Genomic DNA, 16,860 nt, shown 5'->3' with positions numbered 1-16,860 from the left:
CCCGAGGATCTGATCGCATGTTCGAGACCCTCGACCGCGGCACGCTGCGCGGGCTGCGCGACCGCGCCATGCTGCTTTTGGGTTTCGCCGGCGGCCTTCGCCGATCCGAAATCGTCGGCCTCGACGTCGGCAGGGATCAGACCGAGGACGGGCGCGGCTGGGTCGAGATTTTTGCCGATAAGGGTCTGCTTGTCACATTGCGCGGCAAAACCGGCTGGCGCGAGGTCGAAATCGGCCGCGGCTCCTCCGACGCCACCTGCCCTGTGGTCGCTCTGCAGACCTGGCTAAGACTGGCGCGCATTGCGCACGGACCGCTGTTTCGGCGCGTTGCTGGTCAAGGCAGAGCCGTCGGTGCCGATCGCTTGAACGACCAGGAGGTCGCACGCCTGGTCAAGCGCACGGCGCTCGCCGCCGGCGTGCGTGGCGATCTGTCGGAGGGCGAACGCGGTCAAAAGTTTGCTGGCCATTCGCTGCGCGCCGGCCTCGCGTCCTCGGCCGAGGTCGACGAGCGCTATGTGCAAAAGCAGCTCGGTCACGCCTCGGCCGAGATGACGCGAAAGTATCAGCGCCGGCGCGATCGTTTCCGCGTCAATCTCACCAAGGCGTCCGGGCTCTGAAAAGCCCCCCTCCCCTGCCCCCGTTTTGTCCGCTGGGATGAGACGGTCAGATCTCAGGCGATAACAATTACCTCATCGAGCACAGCGAGCGCTGTGTCCAGACTATCGGCGGCCGACGCTTCGTAGTCAGGCATGATCATCAACTGCGTTATGGCACGGCCCACAAATTCCGGGTTTAGCTTTTCCAACCGATCCTTGGTCCGGGAGACCTGTTCCGGGAATGCGCGCAGATTGAAGCGAACAAATGACGAGGTCTCTTATCCCCGACACGAATAGCTCGCGATCTCATCGGGATTTCCCTTACCGCCATAGGCAGCTTGAGTGGGATAAGCGCAGATCGGCTGGTGCTTGCCGGGGAATGCCTTGCTGCCAGCCGCGAGAGAATCCGGAGCCTTGTCTTGGTTTATCCAGCCCTCGATGGCGGCCAAAGGATCAAAGTCGTCGAAGGCTTGGCCATCGCCGCAGTGGGTCATCCCCGGGATTATGAACATGCGCACGAAACGGCGAGTCGCTTCCAAATCGCCGCCGCTTGTGACCTCGACGACTTGCTTGTACCAGCGCACCAGATCGTTGGCGGAGAAGACCGGATCGGAAAGTCCCTGAAACAAGAGCAGCTTTCCACCGTGGGCAGCGAAGCTGGCGAGATACGTGCCGGTCGCATCATTGAGCTTGGCCGTATCCGCAACGCGTGTCGGATCCTTGTCGAAGTCGAACTTCAGGGGGTCAAAATTCGGCGCCGGGGGCGTCATGAAGTAGTATTGAAGCGAGCGGGCTCCCAGAACGATGTTATTTGCATCCGACTGGGAAGTGGGGGAATTGCCCAGCTTCCACATTCTCCAGTCCGCGCCCGCAACGCCCGTATCATATGGCCAATCGCTGTAAAGCTTTTCGCCATCGGAGCTTTCCGGACCCGCGAACGCGCGGCTCATGGCCTGCACTTGACCAGCCGTGAGGCAGCTGTCCGTCTTATCGCCTTGGCAGGACAGGACCTTTGGGTCGAACCGGCACTGCTGCCAGGCGTTGATGACGCCATCCTCAATGCCATCGCGGGCATCACAGGCAGCGAGAACCGTCTTGGCGACGATGTTCAGATCCTGCTGGGAGAAGGCGCGGGATAGAATGGGATGGCCGGCCTCATCCTTGGGAGCGATGCTCATGTACTGGCGAGTATCCCAGGCTTCGGCAATGTTGGCGGCACTGAGACGAAAACCCGGGCTACCTGCAACAATGCCGTCGAACTCGAGCGGATATCGCTGAGCCGCTATCAACGCCTCACGACCGCCATTCGAGCATCCCATGAACACCGACTTTTTCGGAGCCGCCCCATAGAACTTGGCAATCACCTGCTTCGAGACCGAAGTGACTTTGCCAATGGAGGCGTACGCAAAATCAATGCGTGCGGCTTGATCGACCCCGAAAGCCGGATCGGGGCTTGGGTGCCCGCCATCCATGCTTACAACAGTGTAGCCGCGCAAGAGCCCGGGAGCCGCGGTCGAGTTCCGGCAAGGAATGGTCCCGACGGCCGGCGCCAGGAAGCCATCAACTGCGCCGCCGCCCTGGAAAAGGAACATGTCGTTCCAGGTCGTCGGAAGACGCACCTCAAACCGGGTGCCATATGATTGACCATCGACCCCCTGGCGTTTCCCGATAACACCTCGGACAAGGCAGTGCCCGCCCACTTTTACCGCCTGAGGCGAGGCGCCGGTGAATGCAGTGAAGGGATCTGCGGGGATCTCCTGCGGCTTTTGAAGGCTAGCCTCGGTAAAGATCACGCTTGGAATTTTGAGCTTGGCGATGGACCGGCACGCCTGATCCGACGCGTTTGCCGCCAGTGCAGGCGCACATACACATATGATCGCCAACATCAGTGCCAGCGTGCACCCGCGGTCCCGCAGCTTGAGCCCGTTAGCCAAGAACATACCCATCCTCCCTGGATGCGCCCGATAGCCCGAAAGCTGATCGCATTGGTAGCTAGTTGTGAGCTTTCAGTAGGTTGTCCATCCGGTCCGAACCGGGAAAGCTGAGATTGTCGAAGCTTCAGTGACTCCAGGGGGACCGGATGAACATCCATAAGAATACCGGTCTGACGCCGCTCGGTCGAGAGCGGATTTTTTGCGCCTGGGCGCGCCGGCAGCACCTCGAGGTGTTGCCGCCTGATCCGCAGACCGTCGGCCTCTACATGTGCATCCAGAAAGGTTACAGGAGACAAGAAACCAAACTCTGTGGCGACGATCGAGCGCCGTCTCTCCTCCCTGGCGTGGAATTATACGCAGCGTGGCGAGCCGCTCGATCGAAAGGACCGCCATATCGCCACCGTGCCCGCCGGCATCCGTAACAGCCACGCAAAACCGTCTGTGCAGAATGAGGCCATACTTCCCGAAGACCTGATCGCCATGCTGGAGACGGTGCTCCGCAAGACCCATCAGGTCGCCCCAGGCCAGAGCAACCGGCTCGTCACCGGGGAGGACGAAACGGTCGACCACTCCGCTTGTTCGACTTGTGTTCGGGCGACTATCCCGGCTTCTATGCATCGCGCTTCGGCGCGGCGAGCTTTGTCCAACGCGCCAAGCCTTTGAACCGAATCGCTGTAGACGGAAGTCGCGGCGAGCTTCGCGTTGTTGATCGGAGCATCGAACCAGGCGTCGTATCCGCGGTAATCTGTTGGCGAGCGCGTCCTCAGCCGTTCGATCGCGGCCGTCTTTGCCGCAAACTATTATATGGCGGCCGCCGATGCCATTCGGGCGCGCAATATCTCAGGGGTTGAAGGATCGTCGATCAGTTTTCCGATGTCTTGGCGGGCCGCGATGATCTGCACATGACCCTGCAAAGATTGCGCGTAGTAGGAAATACTGGTGCAACTGGTCACCCCAGGCGTCAGGATAATCGTAGAACCAATCGAACGAATGCACGCATCGCGGTTTGCCTACAGCACTGCTCTCCTGTCCCGATAGCGCAAATTCGCGGTTACCTCCGGCCACGAACAGTCGGACCAATTTATTTGTAGGTTAGATCTTCGTCCTCGGCAAGATTGGCCAAGCGATGACTCGCTGCTGAATTGCCGGCCCGCGCGTGATGAGCGCGAAGGCGTCAGGTGCCCCCGCCGTCAAGACTCAAGCCGCAACGCAATCAGGCGGGAGTGCCTTCCGCTAGGTGGGGATGGACTGGCCGCCGAAGTCAGAAGCAGCAAGCCTGGAGCATAATGGAAGACCTCGACCATGTGAAGCAGGCCGTGAAGGGCGACCTAGCCTATTTGCAGCCACCTGCTCAAAGCCGCGACATGAAGCCAGCCGCCAGCCTGCTAGTCGACAGCAACCGTTCAGCTTGCTGCCGCCGACCGCTTGAAAACGATGGTCACCTTCGTCCCTTTGTTGGCGCTGGACTCGACGGCTAGCTGCGCCTTGGCGTTCTCGGTCAGCGATCGCGCGATCAGCGCTCCGAGCTTGCCTGGCTTGGGCCACATCTCGCCTTCCGGCAGGCCGATTCCGTCGTCCGCCACCGTAACCCGGCAGCCATCGCCATCGACGACGCTGTGCAGCATTATCGTGCCGCCGTCGCGCCCCCGGAAGGCATGCTTTAGTGAATTGGTCAGCAATTCGTTCACGACCAGCCCCGCCGGCATGGCGACGTTTATTGACACCGGATATGTATCCACCTTCATATCCAGCCGGATCCCCTCGACTGCATGCGAGCTCATCACCGCGGACGCTATCTGGCTGAGATACACACCAAGATCGACCTCCTCCTTCGGCTGGTCGGCCGTTAGCGTCTGGTAGAGGATCGCCAAAGCGTCGACGCGACCGGCGAGCCGCTCAAACCGTGTCCGGTCGGCCTCGGTAGCGTTGCGGCTTTCCAGCCGGATCAGTGCGGTGATCATCTGCAGGTTGTTCTTCACCCTGTGCTGCAGTTCGCGAAGCAGTATGTCGTTCTCGCTGACACGCTCCTCGGCCGAGCGCTGATCTCCCGCCTCGCCGTGAGCCGATACGTCGACCAGGGCCACCAGTCGGAAGCAAACCTTGCCGTTGTCGTCCTCTATCTCGTTCGAATAAACGTCGACAATCGCGGGTTTGTCCTCGCCGCGTTCCAGCCTGAAGGTGCCGACCAGATCGGTTCCTTCGACCACGGCCTCGGCTAGCGGCCTGTCCTTTTGGTGATGGAGGCCTGTGCCCAAAAGGGCCGCCCAGTTTTCTCGGGTGAGCCTTGCGGACGTCAGGCCTGACAATTTCTCGAATTCCGGATTGGCGTAGACCACGCGCTCTTCACCGGCAAGGTCCGAAACGGCAATGGCAATCGGCACCTGGTCAAGGAATTTCTTGAACTGTTCACTTTCCAGTGCGGTTGCAAGGTCAGGTGTATCAAGCAACTGCTCGACGGCCTCAGCCTTCTCTGAATCCGATGTCATTTGCGCGCCTGTTCTGTGCGGATGATATCAACAATGCGGCGAGCCCGCCATCGCCAAAACTGGAGCTGCATCTCACGTTTCGCATCACGCATCTGACAACCAGCTCTGCATAGCGTAACGGCCGCACGTCTAGCATTGCGACCGGCCGAAGGAGAGCGGCAAGGATCGGCTACAATCCAGGTGCCTGGAATCGAAGCGACCGGTCAAGTGGGTACGCTGCGGAAGATCGATAGAGCAGGCATTCAGGGAGAATGAGTTCGCGTGCCGGCCTCGGCGATACGTGCCGACACTGTCAACCTCATGACCGCATGCGGGCTGAAAGAGCAGCGCTTCGCTCCAGCGGTAATTCAGGCCGCTAGCTGCCTAACTGCGGCAAGCCCATCGATCGTGTATGTTGAGACGCTATTGCCGATGCCTAAATATCGAACCCGTCATGGCAATCGTTGTGACGGGAAGCGCTCGCTTATGGGCTGTGCTGGAATGCGCATGAAGTATACGCCTGTGCGCCGCTTCGTTGATCTCTTGGCCTTCGAGGAAGTCGTCAATCTCATCGTATGTGAGACCGGGACGAGGTTCTCCAGGTCGGCGGTCGGGATCTTTTCAACAAGATCAGACGGAGCGCCCAGACACACTGCCAAGGCGCGAACTCTGCGCTTGTTCAGCCCGGAAAGAGGAAGAATGTCTGCGGCACCATCGCCGAATTTGGTGAAGAAGCCCATCAAGGCCTCGGCTGCTTCGAAGCGACTTCTGAAAAAGAAGTGTGGGTTTGCTCTCATACCCTTTGCTGAAAAATGTTGTCATAGAGCGCATGGAATGCCACGCGCTTCGAATCGGAGTAGCCATCCGGGAAGCCTGAAGCCCCTTTGAAGCGCATGTCCGGCAGCTATTCATAGCGTGGATGACTTTGATCGAAACAAACGATTTCATAACTCTTCGGAAATCTTGCATGGACAAAAGCACGTCCGCACCGGTCACCCATCCAAAGGAGAAAATCTTCCATGCGCCCTGACGTGCAGTGGAGGTCGTGCCGAGAAGTGAGTTGCAACTGGCCGATCATGTCGGCGGTTCGACGCTAGTCGTCCCCAATGTTCCTGAGCTGCGAAGTCTTGCAGGCGAGCCAGCTGCCCAGCGCGATTCTGCTTGTGGCGGGCTTTTTGCCGCAGGCAGTCCGCTCGTTTGGGCAGCGGATTGGAGACCCGGCCGGCAGCGCTACCATACAACATCAGCGCACTTTACATCTACGCGGTATTGCCGGGCTTCCAGTCGGTGCCATGTTTGGCCGACGAATGACGCGATGCGGCCTCCTGCACAAGCGAAGGCGTTATCGGATGTGCGACCGGGAAGCAGGCGGACAGTGCAGCACATGTCAGTCGCCTGTGCGACGGTCTTTCGGGGAATGAAATCGGGCCAGTTCACGGCGCGGCATTATTCGTCAACAGCCGCCCCTTCGCAAGGATATAGGCAGCCCGCGTCACAAGTTCGTGCTGCAGATGAAAACGGCATCGCCGGCATGCAAGTCAGCAGCCGCTCAAGATTCGATGATCCAGCCAAGCTCTCGGCGTCATGGAACGGCAGGCGCCACGATCGAAGCATCTCATGTTGATTCAGGCGGACCCTTATGAGGCGTTCTTTGATGCCGGTGATGCCTGACAGGCGGTTGCAGCTGCAAGCGACAACGCGGCCTATTTAGTTGGAAACGGTCTGAGGCAGGCCAATTTGGCTTGCCCGTCACTATGTGGAGAAAGAAATGCTGTGTCTAGGAATTAGCGGCGGACTTGACCAAGTCCATGAAAACCGGTTCGAGCTTCGGAACGCCTTTATGCACGATGGCGCCGCGGTGCTCGTCCGAGACGGACGGGTGATAGCAGCCGTCGAAGAGGAACGCCTCAATCGGATGAAACACTCCAACAAGCTCCCAATTCGTTCGATTCAATACTGTCTGTCAGCGGCGGGGGTTCAGCTCAACGACATTGATCGTGTCGCGCTCTACGCCAGCGAGCCCTATGCCAACGCCATGCTTGAAGGTATGTCCGCATCCCACCCGGACATTCTCTCCATTCCGTTGGATGCTAAAACGTTGGTGCAGGATCTGTTAACGCGTGAGTTCGGCACTAAGTTGGACAGTTCGCGTATTTCATTCGTAAGTCATCATCAGGCGCACGCCGTGAGCGCCTTTGCAATGTCGGGCTTCGAACAAAGTCTCATTCTAGCGATTGATGGCTCTGGTGATTTCCTATCGGGCCTCTTGGCGGTAGGGTCTGGCACAGAAATTACGCAACTCGAGGCTTTCCCCGAGAACAATTCTCTTGGGCTGTTTTATCTCGAGACGATCCGCTATCTCGGCTACGGCTTGTTCGACGAGTATAAGGTAATGGGACTCGCGCCCTACGGCGACCCCGCTCCCTATCGCGAGCTCTTCGAGCAGTTCTACGAGCTCTCCGCCAACGGCGGTGGCTACCGTGTTCACCTCGACCGCATCGGTCCGGCGTTGCTCCGCAATATCGAGGTCAGGCGAAAGGGAATGCCCTTCACCCAGCAGCATCGAGATGTGAGTGCGTCACTGCAGGAAGCGCTTGAGCGGATCGTGTTCCACATTCTCCGGCATCACCGTGAGGCCACCGGCATGAAGCGGTTGTGCCTGGCGGGGGGGGTGGCCCACAACTGCACGATGAACGGTAAGCTGCTGTATTCAGGGCTTTTCGAAGACATTTTCGTGCAACCCGCGTCTCACGACGCTGGCTGCGCATTGGGAGCTGCGCTGATAGTCTCTAACGAGATGGGCCGCCCCGCGCCGTGTGAGCGACTGCAGGAGGTCTATTGGGGTCCTGATCTCGGGAGCGAGCGCGCCGTGCAACAGGAACTGAATGCATGGGCCGGACATCTCGAGGTTGAACGCTCTGATGACGTGGCAAGCAGTGCAGCCGACTGGATCGCCAACGGCGCCGTGATCGGCTGGGTGCAGGGTCGTTCGGAGTTTGGGCCACGTGCGCTGGGCAACCGCAGCATTCTTGCCGACCCTCGGCCCGCCGCAAACAAGGACCGGATCAATGCGATGGTCAAGAAGCGCGAAGGCTATCGGCCCTTCGCGCCATCTGTGCTGGAGGAGGATGCGAGCGAATTTTTCGACCTGCCGGACGGTAGGCACGAATTTCCATTCATGAATTTCGTCGTTCGCGTGCGTGACTCAAAGCGCGCCTTGCTCGGTGCCATCACGCACGTCGACGGTACCGCTCGCCTGCAAACAGTATCGCGCAACGCCAATCCCGCGTACTGGGAGGTCATCAATGCGTTCAAGAAGCGCACAGGCACTCCAATTCTGCTCAATACGTCCTTTAACAACAATGCCGAACCGATCGTGGATTCGGTTGCAGACGCGATTGCCACCTTTCTGACGACAGAGCTGGATGGACTTGTGGTCGGGCCCTTCCTGGTAAAAAAGCGGGCTGCAACGCTGCAGGATTGGACTGCGCTTGCGGTTTCGTTGCCGCCCTATGTGTCCCTCCATCAAACCCGCGCTTACAAAGCGCCAGATCGTCGGGAGACTCACTGCGAGATCAGCACGACCCACTTCAGCAGTGGCAGTGTACGAATTTCACACGACTTGTTTAATCTGCTGATGCGGATTGAGGGCGAAGCCATGTTGGGAGATCTCCTCAATACAATTGCGCCGGATCAGGCTAAGCGTGACGCTGTGATGGAGGGCCTGCGACGACTGTGGGAGCAGCGCCTCGTTCGGTTGCATCCCTCACAAGCTGCTCGCATGGATCAAGACTGCGATCAAACGCTGGACCAGCATAACAGGCTCTCAGCGTGATAGGGATGCCGCTATCCAAGCTCGGCGAATAAAGGTGTTCATCGACGGCGCCTGCCTGCTCACCGCTGGCAGGCGGTCGACTTCATCACAGGGTTGATTCGTCCACTTCATGTTGGACGACCCGGACGCGCAGAAAAAAGCGCCTGCGGCGGATCCTTTGTAACCACCATGATGCGGGACCACAGCGACAGGGCGTGCCGGAGACGGTCAATCCGGCCGGCGATGTCGTCGCCGGCGGCGACGGTCTCATTCAGGATCAGCATCGACCAAAGAGCGAGGCCACTGCCGTTATGCTCGAGATCTGGGGACGGCGGCTTGGCGAACGCCGTCTACTCGGCGTTTCTCGAACTCACTGCATGCAAGACCGTGACGAAGCCCTTCACATTGCGGGTCGGGACATAGCTGGCTTTCTTGGCGCGCTACCACCGCTAGAGATGCAGACTTCGCCCGACAGCTCCTGCTGGAGCGCGGCTTGGATCTGATGGCAGAATTCTTGCGGAGACGCGGACAAGTGGGGAGCACTCCAACCCTACACACGCGTCACTGGGCTATCAGTGTTGACCGTATAATCTTCGGAATGGCAATGGCATATTTTACAAAGCACGACGGCAATCAAATTATATACCGCAGCTGGGAAGAGCCGGAACAGTCAAGCGCAAGGATGAGAATTTTGGTCCTCAAGCTTGATCATGTCGGCGACTTTTGGATGTCTCTAGGGCCCCTAAAGGACCTTCGTCAGCGTTTTGCGCATGCCCACATTACGCTGGTGGTGGGAAGCTGGAACATCGCTACTGCAAAACAGTTCGACCTCGCCGACGATCACATTGCTTTTGACTTTTTTCCTCGCAACCCAAAAGTCAAAACACGCAAAGAAGCCGCCGACATAAGGCCGCTGCTGACCGGCGAGTTTGATCTTGCCATTGATATGCGTGTTCCGGAAGAAACAAGGCCCATCTTGCTTGAAGTCCCCGCCAGGCACCGTGCGGCGATAGTTGATCCGTACAGCATGCATCAGATCGATATTGCGATAGCGCCATTCAATCTGAAACTGCGCAGAACCATTTTCTACAAGCTGGTCCAAAAAATAGGGCTTGCTAACAAAATCCCCCGTAGATGGCTTGATTGGTTCATTGACCGTAAGCAGGTGCGTCTCCAGCATGTGTCAGAAATCCTCCTCTTTCTGGTCGCAAAGGCAGCTGCCTATTTCGAAAGCGGAGCGGGTCACCCACAGAATTCGACTACAGGCAATGCCCCGATTGTCGTGGCTCCGTTCTCCAATTCCAGCCTGCGAGATTGGCCGATTGAAAGTTTTGGCAAAGTTGTCGCTGCTCTTTCGACCCGTGGTGAGGTGGTCCTCGTTGGCCGTGGCGAATGCCTGGAAGCGCTTGAGGAGGTTGCGAAGATAGCTAGGGAACGTGGAGCCGCGAACATTCGGACGGCTGTCGACTTGTCAGAATTGGAATTCAATTGTCTCGTGAATTCGGCCGCGCTCGTCGTTTCGAACAATTCAGGCACCGGCCATGTCGCTGCCCAGCTTGGCCGCCCTACTATCGGCATTTTCACGGCGTCACATCTACCGGAGATTTGGGGGTTTCGAGGTCCCTTGGTCAGCATGCTTATGAGTGTTATTGAATGTCGCGGATGTGGTCTGGACCAAGTGCGGCATTGTCCGGTCAAAGTCCGATGCAAGTTCGACATCACGCCGGATCTCGTGATTGCCGAGGTAAACGCCTTGATGAATCATTGTAAGGGTACGGCACAAGCTTAGTGGCTCGCGGTCACCACAACCGCGATTGCCCGGACCGCAGTGGCGATGTCACATTGGCCGACAGGTGGCATAGAGCGGCGCCTGAGAATGAAAGTGCCGCCGCCCAGCCTTCATAGCCGTTCCTCCTTTGTGGCGTGACGGCCCGAAAGTCGCCATCGCGTCAGATGTTTATCAGGTTCGGGATAGCCGGGGCTCGTCCGGCGACAGTCATGGCAGCGACTTCGCTTCTGGACCCGCTCATCCGGCCGCCAAAAACAAATGCGCTTCCTAAGCCGTAATTGATCCGCCGGAGCTGACCAAAGCCACCTTGCTCTGGGTTGCGGCAATGGCGACTGGGGCGAGAAGCCGAGAAGAACCGATGCGGCGAGAAATCCTGAGACCATCCGCCACGAGACGTCGCCAGGGAACGTAGTATTGCGTTCCGCGTTACACTAACGTATATACGTCCGCAGCACAGGAGCGCGCCATGGCCACCACACCCACCAGGAAGGAAGCACCCGTCTCGATGCGGTTTCGCGACGATGATCTCACCATCATCGACCGCGGCGCGGAGCTGCTCGGCCTGTCGCGCACGGAGTTCATGCGGCGCGCCGCGCTGCACGAGGCGCAGGCGGCCATCCTCAACGAAACCGTCATCCGCGTGTCCCCGGAAGCCTATGACGCCTTCATGCAGGCGATCTCAGCACCGGCCGCTGCGCCCCCGGCGAAGGCGGCCGAGCGGCTGCGTCGGTCCCCGCCCTGGGACCGCTAGGTGGCGCTTTCAGGCATCGAACTCCTCGACCACGCACACCGCCTCGACAGCTTCGATTGCGGCAAGCCAGCGCTCAATGCTTGGCTGGCCGGCTTCGCGCGAACGAACCAGGCTCGCGGGTTTACCCGCGTCCTGGTCGTTCACGACGAGCGAACAGTCGTCGGGTATTACGGCCTCGCGCCGGGCGTGATCCAGCCAAATAGCGCACCGCGCGCCATCCGCACCGGACGCCCGCCCGATCCGATCCCCTGCCTGCTGATCGGACAACTCGCCGTCGACCACCGCTATGCCGGACAAGGCGTCGGTAGCGGCTTGGTCAAGGACGCGCTGTATCGCTGCGTCGCCGGCGCCGACATCGTCGGCGGCCGCGCGGTGGTGGTGCGGGCGATCGACGCCGAGGCAGAGCGCTACTGGCAGAGCTGGGGCTTCATTCCCGCGCGGGACAATCCGTCGGTGCTCATGCGCTCGATCCAGGACGTGAGCCTCTGGCTGGCCGACAATGGCCACTAGCTCCGCGCGCGTAGCGCCTCCGGAGCGGCAGGTCTGCGCGCCGGCCTGCCGCCGACCGGGCTCTAGTTGCGGCGTCCCGCCGCTCCCCGAGCCGGCTTCGCCGTCTCGGCGTTCGGGTGACCCCTCACGCAGGGCCAGAGGGAGACGGCGGTCAGAGCAAGGGAGCCCTGGAGAGAAGGGAAAGTCATGATGTCGATGATATTCATAGGGGGTTCACGCGAGATATTTGAGCTGCCGGAACCTGCCATCGCTCGGATCCGCCCAATCGTTGTTGCCGTGCACGGCGTGCTGATTGGCGACGCGTCTGGAGCCGATGCCGAGGCGCAGGGCCTGCTCGCGGGCTACGGCTACAAACATGTCGGGGTCTTCCATGCGGCCAAGGAACCCCGCAATGATCTGGGCGACTGGGCTGTACGCCGCCAAAGACCGGGAGATGGCGCGCGCCGATTTTGGGATGATAGTCTGGGACGGCGCATCACCCGGCACGGCCGTCAACGTGCTTCGGCTCGCCATGGCGAACAAGCCGAGGTCATCTACGATCTGGCCAGGGGCAGCATGGCGACTACGCACCATGTCGTCCCGGCGAGAAAGTCGTCATTGTCCGTGAGGGTGACCGCCGCCTCTACGGTGAGAATATTGATCGCCGGCAACTTATGGCGCCTGCCGACCTCAAATTCGTTGAAGTCGTGCGCCGGCGTGATCTTGACCGCGCCGCTGCCTTTCTCCGGATCAGAATACTCGTCCGCCACCACCGCGATCCTGCGGCCGACGATCGGCAGAGGATGAGGTTCTTGCCGACAAGATGCCGGAAACGCTCGTCGTCGGGATGCACCGCCGACCGCCATATCGCCCAGCATCGTCTCCGGGCGGGTCGTCGCCACGGTGATGAAGGTTTTAGGATTTTCCGGATCCAAAACCTCGCCCTCAACGGGGTAGCGGAAATGCCAGAGGTTGCCGTTGACCTCCTGCTGTTCGACCTCAAGGTCGGACTCGCGATCAAGAGCTTCGGGTCCCAGTTGACAAGCGCTTGTCCTTGTAGATCAGGCCTTTCCTTGTAGAGCGTGACGAACACTTCGAGCACCGCCTTGGATAGGCCCTCGTCCATGGTGAAACGTTCTCGGCTCCAGTCGGCCGAGGCCCCCAGCCGCTTCAACTGGTTGAAGATCGCGCCGCCGGATTCGGCTTTCCACTCCCAGACTTTCTCAATGAACTCGTCGCGCGTCAGGTCACGGCGGTGGATCTGCTTCTCCATAAGCTGGCGCTCGACCACCATCTGCGTGGCGATGCCGGCGTGATCCATGCCGGGCTGCCACAGCACGTTCTTGCCGCGCATGCGCTCGAAGCGCACCAGAATGTCCTGCAGCGTGTTGTTGAGCGCATGGCCATGTGCAGCGAGCCGGTGACGTTCGGTGGCGGGATGACGATGGTCAAGGCTTCCGCGCCCTCCTCGGCGCCTGCGCCGACACGAAACGTCTTTTACAAGCGTATTATGTTTTTTTGCGCATAGACCAACGAGTTGAACGGCGGCCCCATGAATCGCCGATGTGTAGGTCGGGCAAAGGCGCCCACCAGCTCGTACTTGTCAAGACGATGCCACCCTTGATCTTGCACCCGCCTCCGATACCAGCGATGCACTGCGTCGTATGCTCATGCCTGTCAGGATGGGATGGGCGCTGCTAGCACCGTGGCAGTTTGACAACCCGGCCATCGGGGCGGTAGCACCGTCCAAGGCCAAGAGTCGCAGGGCAGACCGCACCCCATCGGGCTGCGCGACCCAGACCAGCTGACGCCCAACTGGCACACTCATCGCGCATCGGCACCGTGGATGCGACATCTACTTTGTTGCGAGCGCGATATCGGAACTTGGTTGTGACGCCGCTGTGCGTAAGCGCACCGCTGTCAGCGAGTGAGTGAGTGAAAGAACTACGTGGTGGAGGTGAGAAGTCATGCGGCGTCAAGATTCCCCGCCCTTTGCGGCAAACACACTGATCCCTCTTCAGAATCCGGTCTTTCGTTCGATCTGGACAGCCACGCAGATATCCAGCCTTGGCTGGCTGGTGCAGAGCGTGGCTGTAAGCTGGCTTATGGCAACGATTTCAGCCTCCGATCTGATGGTTGCGCTCGTGCAGGCTGCATCGACACTGCCCGCCTTCTTCTTGTCGATCCTTGCTGGAGCGATTGCAGACAGCTTCAGCCGCCGCGGCGTGATGCTTGCCGGACATTGCCTGATCGCACTGGCATCCACGGCGCTGGCTCTCTCTGTTGGACTCGGCTTTGTCAGTCCATGGCTGATCTTGGGACTGAGTTTCTTGGCGGGATGCGGCTTTGCCTTGAATGATCCAGCCTGGCACGCCTCGGTCGGCGACATCCTGGAAAAGCGCGACATACCCGCTGCAGTGACGCTGATGTCGGTGGGGTACAACGTGGTTCGGAGCATAGGACCGGCGCTGGGCGGTGTAATTTTGGCTTTGCTGGGCCCCCTTACGGCTTTCGCCTTCGCTGCGCTGACCGACCTGGTCCCGTTGAGCGCTGTGCTGCGCTCCAAGTGGCAAGTTCGCTCTTCGCCTCTTCCGCGCGAGCGGATGACGACGGCCATTCATGATGGCATGCGCTTCACGGCAATCTCCTCGGAGATCAGAGTGGCGATCGTGCGCGCAACCCTGTTCGGGCTGTCAAGCATCTCGATCCTTGCTCTGCTCCCCCTCGTGGTTCGCGACCAACTGGCGGGGGGGCCAATTGTTTACGGCGTCCTGTTAGCCGGCTTCGGCACAGGCGCCTTCATCGCGGGCATTGGCAATAGCTACTTGCGACGCATCACGTCCCAAAATCGATTGATCACGCTCGCATCCGTTGCTTGCGCAACGTGTTGCCTTTTACTGGCTCTCACATCATCGGTGGCTGTAGCAGCGATCGCGCTTGCAATCGCTGGCGCAGGCTGGGTTGTCACCTGGACCGGAACCGACGTGTGTGTGCAGTTGGCAAGCCCAAGGTGGGTCGTTGGTCGCACCCTGTCGATCTATTACGCCCTGACCTACGGCGGCATGGCAGCGGGCAGCTGGATCTGGGGTGCTGTCGCGCAGTACTATTCCCTGACGTGGGCTTTGGAAGGTGCTGCAGCGGCGCTGTTGCTGGTTGCAGCCGTGGGAAAGCTATTGCCGGTACGGCTATGGGAGGAATCGGATCAAGGGGCCTTCGACTTCAGGCCACCAGAACTGGCCCTCGATTTGAAGCCCAGGAGCGGCCCGATCGTGATCAAGGTGGAGTACTCGATACCCGAGGAGAATATCGAGGAATTTCTGAGCTGCATGCGCGAAAGGCGGCGCGTTCAGAGCCGTGCCGGTGCGCGGGACTGGACCCTCCAGCGCGATCTTCAGAACTCGACTCTTTGGACCGAGACATTCCGCACGCCGACATGGACGGACTATCTTCGTCTAAACCATCGGCTAACGGTGACTGACAGGGAGGTAGGCGAGCGCCTTGCCGCTCTGCAGGTCGGTGATTCTCCTCCTCGTCTCTCACTTTCGATCGAGCGGTCGACAAGCCCCGCCCCCGGCAGCCAAGTCCAGCCCGTGCCCTTTGTATCGCGCCCGTAAGGAAACCAGTAACTTTTCTGGGTTCGGACACGGGAATGGCCGAGACCTACTCCATCTTTAGTCGGGACTGCCCGGATTGCCATACGTTGCGGCCGGTTGGCGAGCATGAGGATTTGTGTGGCACGTACGTCCACCACGGGCCCATGTCCAGCCCCACCGCCTCTGCCATCAGATCGGCTTGGGCACGGGTTCAGGTCGCCTGTCCCCCTGCATCGTGGCGAGCAGCGCGAGCAAGGGGGCGGAGGGGCGGGCGGAGGGGTCTCCCCGGTCTGCACGGAGCGAAGCAGGCAGACGGAGGAATCCGCCAGCGGCGACTTGCAGGGAGAGGGCCGCGCGCCTCTTTCTCTCCCTCACAAAACGTGCCACCAAGCACGTCACGTCGGCGCAGCCGTGCCCCAGAGCCGGCCGCAACAAAGAAGGCCCGCAAGGCGGAAGCATCGAAATGTCCGCCAGCGGGACCAATTCAGTTCGGTGCTGGAGAAAGCGGTTCAACAGGGCGGCCGTAGGAGCACCAGCATAGCGCCGTCGCCAGGCGCGATGCGGACCGACAGCCCCGACGAAGGGCGCTGATTGATCGACTGAAATTGGATCGGGTCATTTTATCAGCTGACATAATCCATGAATTTTTCACGATGCTTCAGCGCGCGCCTCACGACGCGCCGGGCAGCTTGGCCAGCATCCGCACTGGCCGATCTTGCGCTGCCTGCGATCGCCTCCTGATAGCATAGAGCAAGACCTTCTTGAAATCAGCCTGTGCCGGCAATTTTGTCGTAAAGCTCATGGTGGCGACTGCCGCATGCGCGCAGGACAGCCGGCAGATCGCGCACCTTGGCGATCAATCCTGCCATTCGGCCGTCGTTCTTCTTTATTCCAATCGAGATCGCAATCAGGTCCGGCCGGTCACGCAGTGAAGTGTTCTCCCTTCGAGCAGCCAGGTCGGCGCCGCTCAGAATCTTCGACGAGCGCGCCAGGACAGCATCGATCTCCGCAAATTTTTGCCCGGAGATCGTCCTCACATCATCATGGCCTCGGCCTCAACCGGGCCGGTGCCCTCCGCCTTTACGGTTTTTTGTCCCGACGCTCGGGTCGCGCCGCCCGGCCCGGTCAAGGCCAAAAAAATCGTCGCGGCTGAGCGCCCACTCCGGCTTCTGCCAAATATTCGTCGGCGGGTTCGCAGCACCGCGGGCGCACGGGTGAGCTCGTGGGTGGAGTGCGGATGGAAGTAGGCGATGCACATCGTCACCAGCACCTCAGATTGTGTGAGGTCCACGGTTCGCTCGCCGACGGGCGCGCGTATGGCGTCGGTATACGCAGGGGGGGTCCGTCGCCTTGGCCTCAGTTTCGGGGGAATGGCAAGCCCTGGTCGGCGCGGCGCTGAGTTGGGCGGAAAGATCGACGGCGCAACGCG

At 60.0% G+C, this 16,860-nt stretch carries 13 protein-coding genes and 4 pseudogenes; 7 read left to right on the top strand and 10 right to left on the bottom strand.

All coding sequences use genetic code 11. The features are described from left to right. A pseudogene (locus tag NKH33_RS29890) lies at positions 1-617 on the top strand (site-specific integrase); the annotation flags it as partial. Between the two features lie 257 nt (positions 618-874). On the opposite strand, the gene NKH33_RS29885 reads toward NKH33_RS29890, so the two are convergent. Continuing rightward, positions 875-2,536: a tannase/feruloyl esterase family alpha/beta hydrolase gene (locus tag NKH33_RS29885; RefSeq protein ID WP_352922912.1), complete on the bottom strand. Its 1,662-nt coding sequence runs from the start codon at positions 2,534-2,536 to the stop codon at positions 875-877. Positions 2,537-2,727: 191 nt separating this feature from the next. On the opposite strand from NKH33_RS29885, the pseudogene NKH33_RS29880 reads away from it, so the two are divergent. Continuing rightward, positions 2,728-3,037: pseudogene (locus NKH33_RS29880) on the top strand (integrase); the annotation flags it as partial. A 2-nt stretch (positions 3,038-3,039) separates the two neighbouring features. On the opposite strand, the gene NKH33_RS29875 reads toward NKH33_RS29880, so the two are convergent. From NKH33_RS29875 to nadE, 4 genes and pseudogenes are all read right to left on the bottom strand, one after another. Then, positions 3,040-3,297: a hypothetical protein gene (locus NKH33_RS29875; protein WP_352922918.1), complete on the bottom strand. Its 258-nt coding sequence runs from the start codon at positions 3,295-3,297 to the stop codon at positions 3,040-3,042. A gap of 33 nt (positions 3,298-3,330) precedes the next feature. Further along, complete coding sequence (locus tag NKH33_RS29870; protein ID WP_352468513.1) at positions 3,331-3,432, bottom strand: hypothetical protein; 102 nt, start codon at positions 3,430-3,432, stop codon at positions 3,331-3,333. 501 nt (positions 3,433-3,933) lie between these two features. Further along, on the bottom strand, positions 3,934-5,016 hold the full coding sequence (locus NKH33_RS29865) for a histidine kinase dimerization/phosphoacceptor domain -containing protein (protein WP_352922909.1): 1,083 nt from the start codon (positions 5,014-5,016) through the stop codon (positions 3,934-3,936). 402 nt (positions 5,017-5,418) lie between these two features. Then, a pseudogene (gene nadE / locus NKH33_RS29860) lies at positions 5,419-5,750 on the bottom strand (NAD(+) synthase); the annotation flags it as partial. Positions 5,751-6,763: 1,013 nt separating this feature from the next. Between nadE and NKH33_RS29855 the strand changes: the two are divergent. Further along, positions 6,764-8,830, top strand: a complete 2,067-nt coding sequence (locus NKH33_RS29855; protein WP_352922907.1) for a carbamoyltransferase family protein — start codon at positions 6,764-6,766, stop codon at positions 8,828-8,830. A gap of 107 nt (positions 8,831-8,937) precedes the next feature. Here the strand turns inward: NKH33_RS29855 and NKH33_RS29850 are convergent, their stop codons facing one another. Next, positions 8,938-9,093, bottom strand: coding sequence for a hypothetical protein (locus NKH33_RS29850; RefSeq protein ID WP_352493109.1), 156 nt, complete (start codon positions 9,091-9,093; stop codon positions 8,938-8,940). Positions 9,094-9,413: 320 nt separating this feature from the next. Between NKH33_RS29850 and NKH33_RS29845 the strand changes: the two genes are divergently transcribed. The 3 genes from NKH33_RS29845 (at position 9,414) to NKH33_RS29835 (ending at position 11,859) form a co-directional block, all read left to right on the top strand. Continuing rightward, complete coding sequence (locus NKH33_RS29845; protein ID WP_352493108.1) at positions 9,414-10,598, top strand: glycosyltransferase family 9 protein; 1,185 nt, start codon at positions 9,414-9,416, stop codon at positions 10,596-10,598. Between the two features lie 466 nt (positions 10,599-11,064). After that, on the top strand, positions 11,065-11,349 hold the full coding sequence (locus tag NKH33_RS29840) for a type II toxin-antitoxin system TacA family antitoxin (RefSeq protein ID WP_352453587.1): 285 nt from the start codon (positions 11,065-11,067) through the stop codon (positions 11,347-11,349). Next, the gene (locus tag NKH33_RS29835; RefSeq protein ID WP_352922904.1) at positions 11,350-11,859 is read left to right on the top strand and encodes a GNAT family N-acetyltransferase; all 510 of its coding nucleotides are present in this window, start codon (positions 11,350-11,352) and stop codon (positions 11,857-11,859) included. It abuts the gene before it with no gap. 213 nt (positions 11,860-12,072) lie between these two features. Here NKH33_RS29835 and NKH33_RS29830 read toward each other — a convergent pair whose 3' ends face one another. Together NKH33_RS29830 and NKH33_RS29825 are read right to left on the bottom strand one after the other, a co-directional pair. Further along, entirely contained in the window at positions 12,073-12,381 is a 309-nt protein-coding gene (locus NKH33_RS29830; protein WP_352881698.1) for a hypothetical protein, read from the bottom strand. A gap of 56 nt (positions 12,382-12,437) precedes the next feature. Further along, a pseudogene (locus NKH33_RS29825) lies at positions 12,438-13,290 on the bottom strand (class I tRNA ligase family protein); the annotation flags it as partial. A gap of 515 nt (positions 13,291-13,805) precedes the next feature. Here NKH33_RS29825 and NKH33_RS29820 point away from each other — a divergent pair. Then, the gene (locus NKH33_RS29820) at positions 13,806-15,452 is read left to right on the top strand and encodes an MFS transporter (RefSeq protein WP_352922902.1); all 1,647 of its coding nucleotides are present in this window, start codon (positions 13,806-13,808) and stop codon (positions 15,450-15,452) included. Between the two features lie 746 nt (positions 15,453-16,198). On the opposite strand, the gene NKH33_RS29815 is transcribed toward NKH33_RS29820, so the two are convergent. Next, a complete protein-coding gene (locus tag NKH33_RS29815) occupies positions 16,199-16,468 on the bottom strand; it encodes a hypothetical protein (protein ID WP_352922899.1) in 270 nt (89 codons plus the stop codon). Further along, positions 16,465-16,722, bottom strand: a complete 258-nt coding sequence (locus NKH33_RS29810) for a hypothetical protein (protein ID WP_352922896.1) — start codon at positions 16,720-16,722, stop codon at positions 16,465-16,467. Before NKH33_RS29810 ends, NKH33_RS29815 begins: the two co-directional genes overlap by 4 nt. Positions 16,723-16,860 lie beyond the last annotated feature (138 nt).

Source organism: Mesorhizobium sp. M1182 (assembly GCF_040318335.1).
Lineage (GTDB): Bacteria > Pseudomonadota > Alphaproteobacteria > Rhizobiales > Rhizobiaceae > Mesorhizobium.
This window is presented reverse-complemented; position numbering and strand designations above follow the sequence as displayed.